The 19254-nt window shown below is 43.3% G+C and carries 13 protein-coding genes; 11 read left to right on the top strand and 2 right to left on the bottom strand.

What is annotated here, in order from left to right; translation table 11 throughout:
* Nucleotides 1–43 precede the first annotated feature (43 nt).
* Together L1028_RS19870 and L1028_RS19865 are read left to right on the top strand one after the other, a co-directional pair.
* Nucleotides 44–1135 (top strand): peptidylprolyl isomerase, encoded by a 1092-nt coding sequence (locus tag L1028_RS19870; protein WP_234538453.1) that lies wholly within the window; start codon nt 44–46, stop codon nt 1133–1135.
* 25 nt (nt 1136–1160) lie between these two features.
* Nucleotides 1161–6083, top strand: coding sequence for an S-layer homology domain-containing protein (locus L1028_RS19865; RefSeq protein ID WP_234538452.1), 4923 nt, complete (start codon nt 1161–1163; stop codon nt 6081–6083).
* Nucleotides 6084–6148: 65 nt separating this feature from the next.
* On the opposite strand, the gene L1028_RS19860 is transcribed toward L1028_RS19865, so the two are convergent.
* Nucleotides 6149–6994, bottom strand: a complete 846-nt coding sequence (locus L1028_RS19860; protein ID WP_234538447.1) for a class I SAM-dependent methyltransferase — start codon at nt 6992–6994, stop codon at nt 6149–6151.
* A gap of 379 nt (nt 6995–7373) precedes the next feature.
* On the opposite strand from L1028_RS19860, the gene L1028_RS19855 reads away from it, so the two are divergent.
* The 8 genes from L1028_RS19855 to L1028_RS19820 all read left to right on the top strand — a co-directional run bounded on the left by L1028_RS19855 (nt 7374) and on the right by L1028_RS19820 (nt 17374).
* A complete protein-coding gene (locus L1028_RS19855; RefSeq protein ID WP_234538445.1) occupies nt 7374–8045 on the top strand; it encodes a Rossmann-fold NAD(P)-binding domain-containing protein in 672 nt (223 codons plus the stop codon).
* A complete protein-coding gene (locus tag L1028_RS19850) occupies nt 8042–8566 on the top strand; it encodes a GNAT family N-acetyltransferase (protein ID WP_234538443.1) in 525 nt (174 codons plus the stop codon). Before L1028_RS19855 ends, L1028_RS19850 begins: the two co-directional genes overlap by 4 nt.
* A 291-nt stretch (nt 8567–8857) precedes the next feature.
* A complete protein-coding gene (locus L1028_RS19845; RefSeq protein WP_234538440.1) occupies nt 8858–10069 on the top strand; it encodes an MFS transporter in 1212 nt (403 codons plus the stop codon).
* 53 nt (nt 10070–10122) lie between these two features.
* A complete protein-coding gene (locus tag L1028_RS19840) occupies nt 10123–10482 on the top strand; it encodes a GIY-YIG nuclease family protein (protein ID WP_234538438.1) in 360 nt (119 codons plus the stop codon).
* Between the two features lie 74 nt (nt 10483–10556).
* Nucleotides 10557–11036, top strand: coding sequence for a DUF6530 family protein (locus L1028_RS19835; RefSeq protein ID WP_234538436.1), 480 nt, complete (start codon nt 10557–10559; stop codon nt 11034–11036).
* A gap of 244 nt (nt 11037–11280) precedes the next feature.
* Nucleotides 11281–13932: an endo-beta-N-acetylglucosaminidase gene (locus tag L1028_RS19830; RefSeq protein ID WP_234538434.1), complete on the top strand. Its 2652-nt coding sequence runs from the start codon at nt 11281–11283 to the stop codon at nt 13930–13932.
* Nucleotides 13933–14155: 223 nt separating this feature from the next.
* Nucleotides 14156–16768: a phosphoenolpyruvate synthase gene (gene ppsA, locus L1028_RS19825; protein ID WP_234538432.1), complete on the top strand. Its 2613-nt coding sequence runs from the start codon at nt 14156–14158 to the stop codon at nt 16766–16768.
* Between the two features lie 228 nt (nt 16769–16996).
* Nucleotides 16997–17374, top strand: coding sequence for a VOC family protein (locus tag L1028_RS19820; RefSeq protein WP_234538429.1), 378 nt, complete (start codon nt 16997–16999; stop codon nt 17372–17374).
* A gap of 82 nt (nt 17375–17456) precedes the next feature.
* Here the strand turns inward: L1028_RS19820 and L1028_RS19815 are convergent, their stop codons facing one another.
* A complete protein-coding gene (locus L1028_RS19815) occupies nt 17457–18422 on the bottom strand; it encodes a biotin--[acetyl-CoA-carboxylase] ligase (RefSeq protein ID WP_234538427.1) in 966 nt (321 codons plus the stop codon).
* Nucleotides 18423–18669: 247 nt separating this feature from the next.
* Between L1028_RS19815 and L1028_RS19810 the strand changes: the two genes are divergently transcribed.
* The gene (locus L1028_RS19810; RefSeq protein ID WP_234538417.1) at nt 18670–19221 is read left to right on the top strand and encodes a biotin transporter BioY; all 552 of its coding nucleotides are present in this window, start codon (nt 18670–18672) and stop codon (nt 19219–19221) included.
* Nucleotides 19222–19254 lie beyond the last annotated feature (33 nt).

Raw genomic sequence — 19254 nt, 5'->3', positions numbered from 1 at the left:
AATGAAAGCGCTTAATATGAGTGCAGAGAGGAGGAATCAACTTATGACTTTAAGACTTCATTCCAAAAGAAATCGACTTATCACTATTCTGTTCGCTCTGATTGCAGGAAGCCTGCTGCTGATTGGCGCGATGAATGTGCAGGCTCCACAAGCAGAAGAACCACTTCTGACCCTTAACGAACAGGAGGTCACTGCAGCGGAGTTCAACTGGCATCTTCAAATGAATCGGGCACTGACTGCTGATTACTTCAAACAGACCTACGATGCCGACTACTCAGAGAAATTCTGGTCTACCGACTATTCCGGCGAAAAACCAATCCACAGGTGGATAAAAGAATCCCAGACGCAGCTACTGACGAAGCGGATGGAGTTGCAGCTTGCTCAAGAAGCAGGTGTGGTATCGGATATCAGCTATGAAGGTTTTCTAAAAGGAATGGAGCACGAGAATCAACGGAGGAGTCAGGCGGCAGCGAATAAGGAAGTGGTGTATGGTCCTCTTCATCTGGAAGCGCAGGCCTATTACAGTTATTACATGAGCAACCTTGAGGATGCCACGATTGAGGCAATGCGCAGCAACGGAGGTATCGTGATTTCAGATGAACAGGTAAGGCTGGAATATGAAGCCAAGCAAGCTGCTAAATATTCTCGGCCGGGAGCTATACATCTTGAATGGGCATCACTGCCCTTTGGTCCGGAAACAGAATACAAGGATCAGCAGGAGGCCATGGAGAAAATGGAATTGCTCCGGGCAGCAGCAACAACAGCAGAAATAAGATCAGACGCAGGCATCCGTCAGCAGGCAAAAGAGCTGGGTATAAATGTGGGCGAAGTCAAAATAACAAGTGCTTCCCGGCGAACAGCAGCGTTGGAAAATCCTAAGGTATTGCTTGCTGCAGATCAGCTTGCACCTGGACAGATTAGTGGCTTGTTTGCTGAAAATGCGGCCATCCATCTACTTTACTGTCTATCGGTAGAGGATGCAGGAGTTATACCTTTCGATCAAGTGAAGGATGCTATCACACTTCATTTGGCGCAACAGAAGTTTAGATCCATGGTGGACGATAAGCTATCCAAAGCTGTCCCAGAATGGAATTACCCAATGGCTGAAAGACTCGCAAACCAAGCCATTCAATAAATGTTCAAGGGGGAATAACACAACAATGTTAAAAAAACTCGCAAAATCACTGCTAATGATGGTTCTGATCTTTACGACAGTGTTCCCAGTAATGGGTGCTTCTGCCCATGCTGAAGAGACGTATGCCGATGATTTCTCTGCTTTGCCAGTAGCGGAGCTGCGTTCGGAGAATTGGTTGATTGACAGCAGCAATCCTCAATTCTTCGGCGGAGATGCTACGCGGTTGGTCAGGACATCCACGGATACCGGTTATGCCGTTTATTCATTAACAGGAATTCAGTCGTTTACGCTTCAAGCCTATTATTTCTCTGGCTCAACAGCCGTAATCAAGTTCTACGGATCGGGTGATGCGACAGCGTGGACGGAGCTTCCAGTCATTAATGACAGTCCCACAGCAACCGGTTCTGGTTGGTATGGAACAGTATACACGCCCGCCGGTGCACTTCCGAATGATGTCAATTATCTCAAAATCGAGATCAGCGGCGACCTCGACAGCTGGCTGATGCAGCTTGGACACCTTACGCTCTCCAATGTATCACTTGCACCCCAAACGATTAATGATGAGCTTGATGATGTTTCACAGCTGTATGCATTCAGTACAAATTGGTCTTTAGATACAAGTAATCCCGCTTTTTTTGGTGGAGATCATTCTCGTGCGGTGAGAACAGCAGATTCGGCAGAATCACTTGTGTACCATTTGCATAATTTGCAGCATTTCATCGTCCGTCTGCATTCCTTTGCCGGGTCTAGCGGAAGCATAAAGTTCTATGGATCGGCGGATGCATCCACCTGGACAGAGATTTCAGCAATACATGAAGCTCCACAATCTACAGGAGATGCAGCTTGGACCGGGACGAATTATACCCCAGCACAAGGGATTCCTTCTAGCATTCATTATTTAAAAATAGAGCTCAGCGGCGATTCCGCCCCTTGGCTGATGCAGCTAGGATCGGTCTCCTTGTCCAACCGCTTGCCTGGAGATGGAGGGAACAGCGGTGGAGACGGAGATTATTACGTCGATTCATTTGCAGGCAGCGACAGCAATGATGGAAAAACACCTGAGACAGCCTGGAAGACCTTCTCTGTAGTGAACGAGACCACCTTTGAGGCTGGAGACCGAATTTTGTTAAAGAAGGGCGGAATCTGGAATGAACAATTATATCCTAAGGGTAGCGGAACAGACGATAAACCGATAACAATCACTGCCTATAGCAGCGGAAGTAAACCGACTATCAATGGTGGAGGCATGGCCGGAGCAGCTGTATACCTGCGTAATGCCTCAAACTGGGTAATTCGGGATCTTGAGGTTACTAATTATGCTTCCGAGAGAGGAACGGTTTACCGGGAAGGCATAATGGTGGAGAACGCAAACGGAGGGACATTAAGAAATATCCTCATCCAGGATAACTATGTTCATGATGTATCAAGCAGCTTCCGTTATCCGACAGTTTCCGGAGCTGAAGGGGGTCCGCATGCATTCGGTGGAATCTCCGTATATGTGGGCGGAACGAGGGGCACGGACAAATTTGATGGGGTATGGATCGAAGGTAACACGGTCGAACGAATTGGACGGACAGGAATTGTGGTATGGGATCAGCGTTTCAACGGAGCCGACTATGCTACGGTCAATGTTACGATCCGCGGAAATTATGTCAAACAAGCAGACAGCGACGGCATCCTCACCTTCGGTGCGGACGGAGCGTTAATTGAGCATAACATAGCAGAAGAAGGTGGGAACTACTCCGAAGAAGGCGAGTTTAACGGCTCAGCCGCAATCTGGCCGACCCGGGGCAAGAATAATATCGTGCAGTTTAATGAGTCCTTTAACACAAATAAACCAGAGGGAGATGGACAGGGCTTCAATCTGGATATCGATACTATGGACAGTGTAGTTCAATATAATTACAGCCATGGCAATAAGGGCGGATTCATGCTTTTTGTCGATGCCCGTTTAACTCCAGGAGTGCTTACCGGCTCATCTAACAATGTAGTCAGATACAACATCAGCCAGAATGATCTGACGCATACGTTTAATTTTGCAGGCGGGGTTACGCCGGATACGCAAATCTATAACAATACGATCTATATCGGCACTGGGCAAAACACCAAAATAATCGACCATGAATGGGACGACGCAGGAAATATCAACGCTCCCTATACGTTCAGGAACAATCTGGTCTACAACCTTGGACAGGGAGGCTATAATCTGCCTGGGGTAAATGGCAGCTTCGACCACAACCTGTTGTATGGAAATCATCCGGTAAGCGAGCCGGAAAATACGAATCCCGTCACAGCGAATCCGCTCTTGGTTGCTCAGGGCAGCGGTGGAATTGGCTGGAATACAGTGGACGGTTACAAGCTAAGAGAAGGCTCCCCTGCGCTTGGGGCTGGTGCAATCATTGCAGACAACGGAGGCCGTGACTATTGGGGAAATGCTGTTTCAGCAGAAAATCCACCGAATATCGGAGCCTATAATGGACCCGGACTTGATCCTGCCACACTGCCTGAAGCACCTGTGGATGATCTGCGATTATATTTTCAAGGCTTAAAAATTGCTCCTCATATTACAGATGGTAGAAACGGAGGCATATCCCTTCAACTTCAGTTTACAAACAATTCTGGAGTAGTCCCTCTGAGAATTAACAAAATTTCCTGGAAAATAGGAGAAGGAAGTGATCAGCTCAGTGGTAGCCAGTCGCAACTAGCTGAAATCGCTCCGAATAGCGGATTTACTTATCCAATACCTTTGCCGGGATTCTCTGAAAGCGTTAAATATCCACTAGAGTTGACCGTTGACCTTGAAGGCTATGAGACAGTTCACCTCAAGCAAAACATAGATATTAACCGGATGAAGCATCAGTCAGACACAGGAATTCCCGCGCTGATTGATCTTGCAGACGGAACCCCTTTGTTGAGCGGGTATAACGGTGCGGATGATCTTAGCGGAACAGCGCAATTACGCTGGGACGCGGATAACATTTATTTGACCGCCGATATCCGTGATGATGTATTCAGCCATAACGCTTTCGGGATTAATATTTGGCAAAATGACAGTATTCAATTCAGCCTTGCTCCCGGTGTACCGGGCGATAGCCAATCCTGGTATGAATACGGAATTTCACAGACGCCGGAGGGGCCGCAAATATACCGCTGGCTGTCCATGAAAGGTGCTGCTACTGGAGTGTTGACCAAAGGAACTCTAAGTGTAACCCGAGATGAAGCGACTAAGATTACCTCATATGCACTGGCACTACCTTGGAGTGAAGTAAGTCCAATTCGGGCAGCATTAGGCAATATCTTGAGCTTCTCGATGTTGGTTAACGATAATGATGGTGCGGGCCGAAAAGGGTATATTGAGTGGGGATCAGGCATTGGCGCTGCGAAAGATGCGACACTCTTCCGCACCTTCCAGTTTATGAATGTCGAAGATGAGGAGGAGACACAACCGAGTGATAATGCTGATTTAAGCCTTTTGAGTATAGAGGGTTCAGAAGTTCCCGAGTTTGACCGGAACACACTCACCTATACAATAAATGTACCCTTTTCTAATACAGCCGTGACTGTAACAGGGATACCTTTAGATCCGAAAGCCAAATTAACAGTAACTGGCGGAAGTGAACTAAAAGTAGGAGAAAATAGTGTTAGCATCAAAGTTACCGCCGCAAATGGAACAACAACAAAGACCTACACTTTGAAAGTGGTACGGAGTGAAGACCGCGGGGGAACAGAAACGCCTGGCAGTTCGTCCGGCAGCAATAATGGCGGTAACAATAGTAACAATGGAGGGAAAATAGTTAATCCAGTGAATATAATCTCAGCCGGCCGTATTCAGATTCAGGCTTCACCTGATGCTGAAGGAATGCGCCTTGCACAGCTTCCTACTGGAGAAATTCAAAAAGCAATGAAGGGTGTGCAAGATGGTGCATTGGCACTTGAGCTTACTAAATTAGATGCCACAGCTAAGGGAGTAACCTTTCAATTGCCCGTTACCGAACTGAAAGATAATGTTACCTCTCTTACAATAAAAGCAGGTGAAACCACCGTAACGTTCCCAATTGACAAGATGGGTAGTAATATTCCGGAGGGTTCCAAGCAGTTGGAGCTGTCCATTCATTTTGTTGATCCTTCAACCCTTTCTGTTGCATTAAAAGAGAAATGGAAAACGCATGCCGTGTACCGGATCTCCTTGATGGTAGATGGAAAGCAAATAGAAACATTAAGTCAATCTGCGGCAATGAAGATATCGTTTGGATATAAATTGAATCCAAGTGAAGCGCCGAATCAAGCCATCGTCTATTCTATTACCCGCGAGGGGCTGGCGGAAGTGGTCAAGAACTCCAAATACGTTTCAGGTACAGAGAGCATCACCTTCACAACACGGAACTTCGGATTATACGCTGCAGCGAATGGAGATATACACTTCTCTGATGTCAATTCGGACTTCGCTGCTATCCTAGAAGCGTTGGCATCTCGTGATTTGGTTCACGGCACAGGCGATGGCAAATATGAGCCTGCCCGCCAAATCACCAGAGCAGAGTTTGTTCAACTGCTAGTATCAGCGCTAGACCTTCAGGCCGATAGTAGCAGTACTTTCGAAGATGTGAGTCCAGACGCTTGGTATTACCAAGCTGTCTCAACAGCTCAGGCGCTAAAGATTGTTAACGGACGCAGCGAAGGCTTATTTGGCGCAAAAGAACCGATTACTCGCCAAGAAATGGCTGTTATTTTGTTTCGCGCTCGGAGTTTAGCTGCTCTTCAGCCGGATTACTCCAGCAAAACGGTAGTATTTGCTGATCAGAAGCAAATCGGAGCTTATGCCAGGGAAGCAGTTGAGTACCTGCAGCAGTCAGGGATAATCAATGGTTATTCCGACGGAACCTTCAGACCACTGAATCTGACCACCCGTGCGGAGGCTGCTGCTTTGATTTATAGAATTGTGGGATTGTAATCATCACAAAAGAGCTGGAGCCAAGTGTATTTGGCTCCAGCTTTTTTTCTTGCAAGTATAAAATATTATTCCTTCACGCTGGCCACACAACATATCTCATGTCCGCGACGCTCGCCTTGCCATTTGGCCAATAATGCCATTCGCTCTACAAATGGAGTATTCGGCCCATAGTGAGGATGTGCATCGATTAATACATCCGAAACAGAGACCAGCTGCCGCGTGAATATCGAAATGATCTCAAATCCAGCCTGATTGAGTAATTCACGCACATTAGCGTCCGTGTAATGATACAGGTGATCGGGTTCAATAAATAACGGTGATTCAGGTCCGTAGACTTCGTTGGTTAATGAATGGCTGTTGGGAATACTGAAATAAATTTTCCCTTGCGTTGTCAAAAGATTACGAATATCCTTCAAAAATGCAAATGGATCGGAAATATGCTCAAGCACATGCCAGAACACTACCGCATCATAACGAGGAAGATCAGGATTTTCAGCCGAGTCATCGTCTTGGGTGCTTTTCCATTCATCTTTAACCAGATCCACACCGTATTTATATTTGGCATAGGCTCGAGACATTTGTGAGGGTTCAATGCCAACCGCTCTCCAGCCGCCATTTCCAGCAGCATGTAAAAATTCACCTGTTCCAGAACCAAACTCTAGCAATGCTCCTTTTTCTGGACTGAACATTTCCAGCAGCATTAAATTAAACAGAGCATGATCAGAATAGGTAGCTTGAGCATATTTTTCACGCATTGCAATCCATTCTGTATTATAAATATCTGCGATTAAGCCGGTTGTATCAACCTCCGCAATATTCGCTCTAAAGATAAGACTACAGTTGCTACACCGCATCAACGTAAACGAATGATACTCATGGAATACGGTAATAGCTGGAGCAGGACCACACAAAATACATTACATATAAAAAACACCTCCGTTAATCGTTTCACTTATTCCTCCCAGGCCAAGCTGGGGTTAGGGCATCATAGTTCAGTTGAAGGGCTTGGAGTGGGTTTCATTTCTTTCATACTATTATCAATCTGGATAGAATATGCTCGTCTCACTGATCCTAAACAAGGTCAAACTTTAATAGATTTATAGTATAGCTTTCTAGGACTTTATATTAGGTGAAGCGGAAATTGGGAATCCTTCTGTTGTTACATGATTATAAAGGATCAAGAAGCAAGCACATTGTTACAAGCCATGATTACGCCAAAAGATTGTTGGCTTCGGAAATGCCTGTTAATATTGGAAATAGAATCATCTCTTAGATTGGAGAGTCAATGATATGAAGGTCATTATTTTTGGAGCTACAGGTATGGTTGGTCAAAGCGCGTTGCGTGAATGTTTGATGGATGATAGAGTTCAAGAAATACTTACGATTGGGCGTAAAAAGACAGAGCATCAACATACAAAACTAAGACAAATTCAACTATCCAATGTAGCTGAATTATCAAGTATAGAACATGAAATCACAGGTTATGATGCATGCTTTTTCTGCCTTGGGGTTTCCTCTGCTGGTATGAAGGAAGATGAATATAAAAGAGTAACATATGATATCGCGCTATCCGCCGGAACAACATTAGCAAGATTGAACCCTCAAATGACCTTTGTATATGTTTCTGGAAGTGGGACGGATAGTTCGGAAAAAGGACGCTCTAAGTGGGCAAGAGTGAAAGGGAAGACAGAAAACGATCTGTTGAAGCTACCTTTTAAGGACGCTTATATGTTCAGACCAGGTGTAATTCTACCCCTATATGGCATACAATCCAAAACAAAAGTGTATCAGATTTTTTATGATGTGATGAAGCCACTTTATCCCTTGCTAAAGAAGTTAAACAGTGTCATTACATCGGAACAATTGGGACGAGCTATGATTCAGGTAACGATTAACGGTTATCCAAGACCCAGAATAGAAAGCAATGAGCTCAAATCCATGATCAGGAGATTAAATCAATGAACATTATCATTAGACAAGAAAAAGCTCAAGATATTAACGAAGTCTACCATGTAGTCCAAAAATCATTTGAAAATGCGGAACATTCAGATCATGATGAGCACAATTTGGTAAATAGACTAAGGAGCTCGACAAAATTTATTCCGAAGTTATCTCTTGTAGCTGAATATGAGAATAAGATCGTCGGTCATATCCTTTTTACAGAAATTCTAGTGGGTGATCAAACTCTGGTTGCGCTTGCACCTGTTGCAGTACTACCAGAAATGCAAAGCAAGGGCATAGGGAAGCTACTGATTACTGAAGGCCACAAAATCGCAACACAGCTTGGATATAAAGGCTCTGTCGTTTTGGGTCATGATAAGTATTATCCGAAGTTTGGTTATAAAAAAGCTAGTCAATTTGGTATAGAAGCACCTTTCGAAGTTTCAGACGATAATTTTATGGCCGTTGAGCTTATAGATGACGGTCTCTCAGATGTCCATGGCGTTGTCAAATACGCTAAAGAATTTTTTGAAATTAGATAAACGTAAAAAAGTGGAGCAAATGCTACGGCAGTTGCTCCACTTTTTTATTTGTTTACAGAATCAATTAACACCTTTAAAAAAAGGATTGTGGAATATCGAGACTGAAAACGGCTTGACGAACGACACTATCCTGTATAAAATGAAGCAGTGATTTAGTAAATTAGTAAATGAGTAAATTAGTAAATAGGAGTGGTGCAATGAAAATACCAACAACGTTTAAACATAATCATGTTGTCATGTTGGAGAGTTTTGAGAAGGTGTAAAAAATAATAAAGGATATGGGGAATTAAAATGTTTTCTAATCGTTATGTTCGAACAATTATCCTCTCCCGCGTGTTATTGCAGCTCGGAATATGGATCCGGAATTATGCCGTCCTTCTTTATGTATCTGAATTGACGAATAATAATCCGGTAGATGTATCTCTGATATCGGTTGCCGAATTTGCACCGATCTTTCTTTTTGGTCTTATTGGTGGGACTTTTGCCGACCGATGGCGGCCGAAGAGAACCATGGTATGGAGCGATTTGTTATCTGGTTTGTTCGTCGGGGTGGTGCTGATTGCGGTCATGAATGGCGGATGGATTGCGCTTCTTATCGGATCTTTTGTATCTGCCAGCTTATCTCAATTTTCTCAGCCTTCGGCGATGAAACTGTACAAGAGACATGTGCCAGCTGAACAGCTGCAAGGCGTTATGGCGATGTCCCAAACCCTTGTCGCTGTCTTTACGGTTTTGGGACCCGTTATTGGTACGTTTATTTTTATTAAGTTTGGAATTCACGTATCTCTGATCCTGACAGCCGTTATGTTTCTGGGCTCTTCGCTTATATTGTCTTCCCTTCCTCGGGATGAAGAAGAACCGAAGTCAGGTAAAGCCAGCGGCTTCATCAAAGAGTTAACGGCTGGCTTGCGTTACATCGGATCGAGTAAACCCTTAAGAACCCTTAGTTTAACTTTCTCGGCGGTGGGATTGGCATCAGGACTAACTCAGCCGCTTCAGATTTTTCTTGTCGTCGAGAATTTAGGTAAGGACAAACAATTTCTTCAGTGGCTTGTGATGGCTAGTGGGGCAGCCATGTTAGTAGGCGGAGCTGCAATAATCGGGATAGCCAAAAAAGTAAGGCCACAGCTATTGCTTTTGATAGGCTTACTCGTCAATGCCGTCTGTACGGTTGGAATGGGTGCTTCTAAGCAAATTTGGCTGACGATTATTTTCTTGGTGATCAGTGGTTTGTTTTACCCTTGCATTCAAGGAGGGATTCAGACACTTCTTGTGCGAAATACCGAAGGGGCCTTTATTGGCCGAGTTTCAGGAGCAATCATGCCTATTTTTATGGGAATGATGGTGGTTGGCATGTTCATTTCCGGCTACCTAAAGGATACGTTCTCCTTGATGGGCGTATTTATGGCGAGTAGTGTATTTGTGATTATCGGTGCGCTTTTTCTGCTCCCCATTGTGGTTAAGAAAAGAAGTGAAGTGGATCTGGAATCGCTGGGAAAATGAAAATTCAACTACAATTCCCATGAATTTATTATTTACGATAAGGAGAGAAAGATATGGATATGAATAAACGCAAAGAGCTGATCGAGGAGTACAAACAAATTAAGATTTATATGGGAGTTGCTCAAATCAAAAACCAAATCAATGGCAAAATATTTATCGACAGCTATCCTAATTTGAAAAACAAATGGCTTACCCTTCAAATGCAGTTGGATTCAGGGAGATTTGCAAATGCCCAGCTCCAGAAGGATTGGAAAGAATTCGGTGCGGATGCGTTCACCTATGAGGTGCTAGAACAGAAGGACATAGACAAGGTAACCGATATGCGCTGGGAACGGAAGAAAATCTTAAAGCCATGGTTAGAGAAGTTACAGCCTTACGGTGACAAAGGTTATAACAAACCACGAATTGACTAACAATGAAATCCAAGATAAGATGAAACCGTCGTTTAGTAAATTAGTAAAATAGTAACAGGAAGGAAGAAAAAAACATGAAAATACCTACAACTTTAAAACATAAGCCTGTTGTCGTGTCAGAGAATTATGAGAAGATTGACGGCCGAATGGCTGGAAACACGGATGCGAAAGGTCTTTCCTTGGGATTGGCCCAGTGGAATGATAGAGGAAAGGTCGATATTTCGGCTAAGGTATGGAGATATACCGGAGAAAAATGGTCCAGACAATCTGAGGAACTGCCTCTTCATCGCGTGCTTGATTTGTCCATTTTAATTTGTCGGTCGTTGGAACATTTCCGTGAAGCGTATCGATATGAGAATTTGTATGACCCGGAGCAGCCCGTCATTGACAGAGTTGGCCTGCAAGGGGATGCCATGACTGTGGCGGTATGTACGGATAATGAGCGAATTAATGAAGATATTAAGCTGTTCAAACAAGCTTTAAGCGATGACGATGAAATGATCGGTGAGCGTCTGAGCACGTTATCCAAAATATTAAAGGATATGGGATATTAATCAGCAAGTGGCCGTCAATCGGGGCAAAGAAGCCTTTGTGACTGCCACTTTTTTTATATAGTTTAAAACAATTCCTCCCCCCGTCCAGGAGTATCTATTGGTAAAGTATCTTGTATTTTGATTTCATTTCTTTACAATCTGTAATATTTGCACCTGGACATGTCATTAATCCACTATCTAGAGCTCTGTCCAACTTGATAAAATGTAAGCGCAATCATAAAATTATCGATTGGAGGAGTACGGCATGAAAAAAATTGGTGCAGGTTTTATATTCTTATTTGTGATGTGCGCGGCATTATCCACAACTGCGTTCGCTAAACAGCCTTATTCATCCTACTGGTTTCCAGAGCAATTGCTTCAATGGAGTCCTGCATCCGACCCGGATGCGGTATTCAACCGAAGTACAATTCCGCTGGAAGACCGCTTTGTGACAGATGGAGTCAACGCTCATGCGACAAAAGCGCCGAAAGTTATGGCTTTATCAGCACTGAACTCGGGAACAAGTGGTGTGCCATCACAGGGTTCGGAGAAATTTGGAGCTAACACGTTTACTTATTGGCAATATGTTGACAAGCTGGTCTATTGGGGCGGATCTGCCGGTGAAGGAATCATCGTACCGCCAAGTGCTGATACGATCGACGCAGCACATAAGAATGGCGTACCGATCGTCGGAACGGTGTTCTTCCCGCCAACTGTTTATGGAGGGAAATATGAATGGGTGAAGCAAATGCTTCAGCAGAACAGCGACGGTTCCTTTCCTGCTGCAGATAAGCTGATCCAGGTTGCGAAGTATTACGGATTTGACGGTTGGTTTATTAACCAGGAGACTGAAGGTGGAACACCAGCTGATGCACAGAAAATGAAAGCTTTCCTAAGTTATCTAGAATCGCACAAATCTGCATCTATGCAATTCGTATGGTACGACTCCATGACCAAGGAGGGCAGTATCAGTTGGCAAAATGCACTAAATGACAAGAACGCAATGTTCCTGCAAGACAATAATAAGAAAATATCAGACAATATGTTCCTGAACTTCTGGTGGAAAGATCTTAAAAGCTCAGCAGAGAAGGCCAAAAGTTTAGATAGAAGTCCGTATGACCTGTATGCAGGGATCGATGTTGAAGCCAAAGGCTACGATACGAATGTGAACTGGAATCTGCTGTTCCCGGATGGTCAACCTGCCATCACTTCCCTTGGTATCTACCGCCCAGACTGGGCTTTTAACAGCGCAGAAAGTATGGAGGATTTCTTCGCACGCGAGAACAAATTCTGGGTGGGGCCAAACGGGAATCCGGGTAATACCGTTAGCGATCAGGCCTGGAAGGGGATCGCTAACGATGTGATAGAATCATCCCCTGTAAATAAGTTACCTTTCATCACCAACTTCAATACAGGAAGCGGACAGAAATATTATGTCCGAGGGCAGCAGGTACGAGATAAGGGATGGAATAACCGGAGTCTGCAGGATATCCTGCCAACATGGCGCTGGATCGCAGACAGCAAAGGAACTTCACTTACTCCTGAGCTCGATTGGTCCGATGCGTTTTACGGCGGCAGTTCGCTGAAGGTTTCAGGTGATCTAAGCCATAACAATTCAACACATCTGAAGCTCTACAAGACAGACCTTAAAATCGAAGCAAGCACAAAGCTATCGGTTACTTATAAAACGCTAAACAAGCCTAGCTTGAAGGTAGGTCTTGCTTTTGCAGACCAACCAGACCAATTTATCTTTCTTAACGTGAAGGATAAGACAGCACCAGGCTGGACTACCGAAACTTTGAATTTGACCCCATACAAAGGGAAACGAATCGTAGCATTGTCACTTTATTTTGATACCATGGATACGATTAGTAATTATAGTATTCAAATTGGCCAGCTCTCCATCCAAAATGCCAACGACCCGGTTAAAACTCTACCACCGGTTCGCGATCTGAAGGTTACTCAATCCGATTTCCGCGATGGAATTTATGGAGATGCTAGATTGGAGTGGAAACCACTTGACCAGCAGGTGAAGCAATACGAAATCTATCGAGTACTTCCAGATGGCAGTGAGGTATTATTGGGCGCAACGCCAAATCATGTGTTCTACGTTCCTGAGATGAGAAGAATAGATAAAGAAACGCTAACAGCATTAAAGGTCGTTGCAATCAATGGAAGATACGAGCAAGGTCAGGCCTCCAGCGTGAAGATCAGCTGGCCAGCTTATCCGAAGCCGATTGCAGAGTTTAAGGCTGATCGGACCTTGGTAGCTCCAGGTGAGAGCGTAAACTTCACCGACCTATCGACCGAAGTGACTGAAGAATGGTCATGGAGCTTTGAAAGTGGTAGCCCAGCTGTCAGCACATCGAAGAACCCGGTTGTAACGTTCAATCAGGAGGGCGTATATAACGTGTCACTAACTGCAACTAACAGTTCGGGCCAAGACACAATTATAAAAAAGGCGCTCATTACAGTGAGTAAGGAAGCTAGTGCTGTAAAGAATTTAGCACTTGGAAAACCTGCAACAGCCGATCATGCATGCGGAGACAAGGAAGGCGCACCAAACGCAGTTGACGGTAAAGTGACGGATAATAGCAAATGGTGTGCACTTGGAAATCTGCCTCATTGGCTACAAGTCGATCTAGGAGCCGAGCATCAAATCAGTACTTTTATCATCAAGCATGCTCAGAGTGGAGGAGAATGGTCCGGTTTTAATACAAGCGATTATACCATTCAGGTGAGTAACGACGGAACGAACTGGACGGATGTTGTAAACGTGCAAGGAAACTCGGCAGCTGAGTCGACAGACGCGATTGCTTTGGTGAAAGCTCGCTATGTAAAATTAATAACTCTTAAGCCTACACAAGGAGCCGATACAGCAGCGCGAATTTATGAGTTTGAAGTCTATGGGTTATAGTTCGGTTCGAACCGTGATTAACAAATTATAGTGGGAACAAAAAAAGAACCTGAGTAGTTTTCAGGTTCTTTTATATTGCATATAAAAAGGCACGATGATATAATCGGATCACGACTTCGCAAAAAATAAAGGCATAGAGAATGAATCTTATATTTATAATATACCATGCAGCTAAACTCTTGTCAAATTTTTTTCTCATTTTAATAGTTAGGAGAGATATTGTATGCATTCATTGGTTCTCGGTTTTCAGGAAATAGAAACAACACAGCTTTTGCTCGTTGGTGGAAAAGGGTTGAATTTAGGGCGATTATCAACTATTGAAGGAATAAAAGTACCAGAAGGAATTTGTGTTACAACTGTGGGGTACCAAAAAGCCATCGAAAAGAATGAAAAGTATCATACTTTATTGGATCAATTATCCATGCTAAACGTAGACGATCGAGAGCAAATTAGTGAAATCAGTAGGAAGCTTCGACAACTCCTAATGGAACTTGAAATTCCTTCCGATGTTGTGACAGCAGTTACTCACTATCTCTCCCAACTTGGTGAAGCACAGGCTTATGCAGTACGTTCTAGTGCAACTGCTGAAGATTTACCACATGCCTCTTTTGCTGGTCAACAGGACACCTATTTAAATATCATCGGAAGAGAAGCGATCATGCAGCACATAAGCAAATGTTGGGCATCTCTATTTACGGATCGTGCGGTAATCTACCGCATGCAAAATGGATTTAACCACAGACAGGTATATGTATCTGTTATCGTGCAAAAGATGGTTTTCCCTCAGGCTTCAGGGATTTTATTCACAGCTGATCCGATAACTTCTAATCGAAAGCTGCTATCTATTAATGCCAGTTTTGGGCTCGGCGAAGCTTTAGTCTCTGGCTTGGTATCTGCCGATTGTTATAAAGTACAGGAAGAGGAAATCGTTGATATGATGATAGCAACCAAAAAATTGGCTATCTATGGATTAAAAGAAGGTGGAACAGAGACCCTGAAAATCGATCTCGATCAGCAAAAGACTCAAACCCTTACCGAACAACAAATTTTACAACTGGCACGCATAGGTAGAGAGATTGAAGCTTATTTTGGTTGTCCACAAGATATCGAATGGTGTTTGGATCATGATACTTTTTATATTGTTCAGAGTCGGCCAATCACTACTTTATACCCGATCCCTAAAGTAAATGATCAAGAAAATCATGTTTACGTCTCTGTCGGTCATCAACAAATGATGACAGATCCCATGAAACCACTAGGATTGTCTTTTTACCTGTTAATCACTCCTGCACCCATGCGTAAGGCCGGTGGAAGGTTGTTTGTGGATGTTACACATATGCTGGCTTCACCTGTCAGTAGAGAAAATTTCTTAAATACCCTTGGAAAATCCGATCCGCTCATAAAAGACGCATTTATGACCCTAATAGAACGAGAATATATAAAATCGTTACCAGATGATAGAAAAGAACGGAATCCCGGTAATAGCAGTCAAGATAGTTCGTCAGAAGGTTTTCAAGCATTAATCGAAAATGATCCGGCAATCGTTTCTGATTTGATTAAGAACAGTCAAACATCAATAGAAGAATTAAGACAAAACATCCGAACGAAATCAGAAGCAGATTTATTTGATTTTATTCTTGAAGATCTCCAGGAATTAAAGAAGTTCTTATCTGACCCACAAAGTACAAAGGTTTTTATGACTGCTATGAACGCTTCGTCATGGATCAACGAAAAAATGTACGAGTGGTTAGGTGAAAAAAACGCAGCAGATACACTTTCTCAATCTGTACCAAACAACATTACTTCGGAAATGGGACTGGCGCTTTTAGATGTTGCAGATGTGATTCGTCCATACCCGGAAATAGTTGATTATTTACAACATGTAAAAGATGATAATTTTTTGGATGAGCTGGTTAAGTTTGATGGTGGACAGGCAACTCAAGACGCAATCTATGCTTATCTCAACAAATTCGGAATGCGATGTGCCGGTGAAATCGATATTTCGAGAACTCGTTGGAGTGAAAAACCGATTACACTTGTCCCCATGATTCTCAGTAATATCAAAAACTTTGAGCCTAATGCTGGCAAGCGGAAATTTGAGCAAGGCCGACAGGAGGCTTTAGAAAAAGAACAAGAGTTATTAGATCGATTGAAGCAATTACCAGATGGAGAACTAAAAGCTGAAGAGACAAAACGAGTAATCCGTTTAATCCGGAATTATATCGGTTACCGTGAATATCCAAAATACGGCATGATTAATCGCTACTTCATTTATAAGCAGGCTTTACTGAAAGAAGCCGAACAACTTGTACAAGCTAGTCTTATTCATGAAAAAGAAGATATTTTCTATCTCACGTTTGAAGAACTTCACGAAGTCGTACGTACAAAAAAACTGGATGATCAGATCATCAGTAAACGAAAAGACGATTACTATTTTTTTGAAAAACTTACTCCGCCACGTGTAATCACATCTGATGGTGAAATTATTACAGGTGAATACAAACGAGAAAATCTGCCAGACAATGCGATTATAGGTCTCCCTGTTTCTACCGGAGTAATAGAGGGACGAGCTCGTGTCATCTTAAACATGGAAGAAGCAGATCTGGAAGATGGCGATATATTAGTCACCGCCTTTACTGACCCTGGCTGGACATCATTGTTTGTATCTATTAAAGGCCTGGTCACCGAAGTTGGCGGACTGATGACCCATGGAGCCGTTATCGCTCGTGAATATGGCTTGCCAGCAGTTGTCGGAGTGGAAAATGCCACCAAGCTGATAAAAGACGGGCAACGAATTCGTGTGAATGGAACAGAAGGTTATATTGAAATATTGTAGAGGTATTTAAAAATGAAAATAATTATCGATGTTCTCTTTCGCTGATCAGAAATTCGGTTTAATGTAGGAAAAGAAAGTAAATAATATGGGGATATGGACAACCTGGTGAAACAAAGCCAACTTATATTTGCAAAAGGGGAGTTCGAATCGATATTCCTTGTCGCGAATATGCGTGATGAGGTATATTGAAAAAGCAATAAATTATCCCGACTAAGGAGAGTATAACTTATGATTAATAAAATTGGACAAATTATGTTATATGTAAATAACCAAGAGGAATCCAAAAAATTCTGGACAGAAAAGCTAGGGTTTGAGGTGATTTTAGACGAAACAAATGGCCCTATGAGATTTATCGAGCTTGCTCCGAAAGGTGCAGCGACTAGCATTGTTCTTCATAATAAAGATTTGGTTGCCCAAATGAATCCTGAAATGAATCTCGGAACACCTTCTTTAATGTTCTTTTCGGATAATTTTGATCAATTGAATCGAGAGTTGAAGGACAAGAATGTTACGGTTGGAGATATTGTAGAAATTCCCGGTGGAAGAGTATTCAATTTCGCAGACAGTGAAAATAACTACTTTGCTGTAATGGAAAAAGGACAATAAAATAGAGTGAAACATGCAATAAGGCTATAGTTAAATAAGCTACGTCGGGGCTGGCCCAAAAGCCATGAAATGGCTGCTTGGGTCAGCCTTCTCCATTAGAAAGATATTCCTCGTCACCATTTTCATATCTGACTTTCAGATGGCAATCGTTATCGATATCAATGGCTGTTGCCTTAAGCTGTTCATTATTCTTTATCACTGTTACGGGTTTGCCAAGTGAAATTAACCGTTTTCTATATTCGGAAAGAAACAATCTGTCCGTTAATTGCTCATAATATCCCATGAAATTGTTCAGTACTTCTGCTACCAGTCGGTTGCGGAGATCACCATAAGAATTGTTTTCAGAAATTACAGTTGTTGCAATCTCGGTAAGGTCGTTAGGAAAGCCGTCGGACGGTAGCGCTACATTGATACCAATGCCAAGAACGGCATAATCAAGCCAGCCGTTTTCCAGTGACACGGATGCTTCGGTAAGGATCCCGCATACCTTTTTTCCCTCCATAAAAACATCATTCACCCATTTAATCTGCGTTTCTTTACCGGATACACTCTCGATGGAAAGGGCAACAGCAACTGCGGCGCAAGTGGTCAACAGAGCGGAATCCGTTGCTGACAGCTTGGGACGCAGCAGGATACTCATATAGATCCCCGTTCCCGGTGGAGAAAAGAATTTTCGGCCCATTCTCCCGCGGCCAGCGGTCTGTTCTTCGGAAAGGATCACCTTACCCTCAGCTTCTCCATTTGAGGCAAGGCTTTTCACGGCTTCATTCGTTGAAGATAGTGTCTTAAAGACTTCTACACGTAACTTTTGCCCCTGGGTATCCAGATATTTTGAAATTGCACTGGCAGATAGGATATCTGTTTGAGGTGACATGGAATATCCTTTATTGGTTACAGCTTGTATGGAATATCCGTCTGTCTGTAACGATTTTATGGCTTTCCAGACAGCGCTGCGAGTCACGGATAACTGAACGGCTATTTCCTCGCCGGAAAAGTACTCACCCTTATTACTGTCGAGCAAGGCAAGAATATGTTCTTTTACTGTCATGAACTTAAACCTCCAAAAGTATAACTCTCCGACCAAAACCCATCGAATATATTAACATCCAACGATTGCGACTGAATACCCTAATTCTATAGAACAATTGGAAAAACTCAAGCTTGGTATTTCATTCTATTGTGAACTATAAATCAAATTTCGGTTTACAATCAAGGATATCTCCATTATAATTCAGCTTACTGGACGTATTTACTGACCAGAATACAATTATTTATATCCAATGGAGGTCAATTTTTTGAAGACAAAAGAACTTATTTATGCTGCATTATTCGCAGCACTTATCGCGGTGCTGGGCATGATTCCACCCATCCCCCTCGGTTTCATCCCCGTTCCGATCACTGCCCAGACGCTTGGCGTCATGTTAGCTGGATGTTTTCTGGGGAAACGGATGGGCGCCCTCAGTCTAGTCCTTTTCATCATTCTGGTAGCCATTGGACTACCTGTACTGACTGGTGGTCGCGGCGGAATCGCGGTGCTCATTGGTCCTTCTGCAGGATACATATTTAGCTTCCCGATCGCGGCCGGCCTTATTGGTTGGTATTCGGAAAAAATCTGGCCGAAGGTTCGAACTTGGAAGCTGGTAGCTATCAACATAATCTTTGGTGTGTTACTAGTGAGTCTGATTGGTGCACCAGTCATGGCGTTAATAACCAATACGTCGATCTGGGCTGGTCTTGTCGGAGCGTTAGCCTTTCTTCCGGGAGACATCATCAAAGCCGTTATTGCAGCCGTCATAACGATGCAGCTGAAAGCAATTAGCCCTATTGAAGAAAAAACACAAATATAATGTGATGTGAAACTCGGGTAAATGAAACCCGAG

Origin of the sequence: Paenibacillus pseudetheri, assembly GCF_924513355.1 — a bacterium.
Classification (GTDB): domain Bacteria; phylum Bacillota; class Bacilli; order Paenibacillales; family Paenibacillaceae; genus Paenibacillus_AQ; species Paenibacillus_AQ pseudetheri.
The sequence above is the reverse complement of the archived record's forward strand: the minus strand, read 5'-3'. Positions and strand labels throughout refer to the sequence as shown.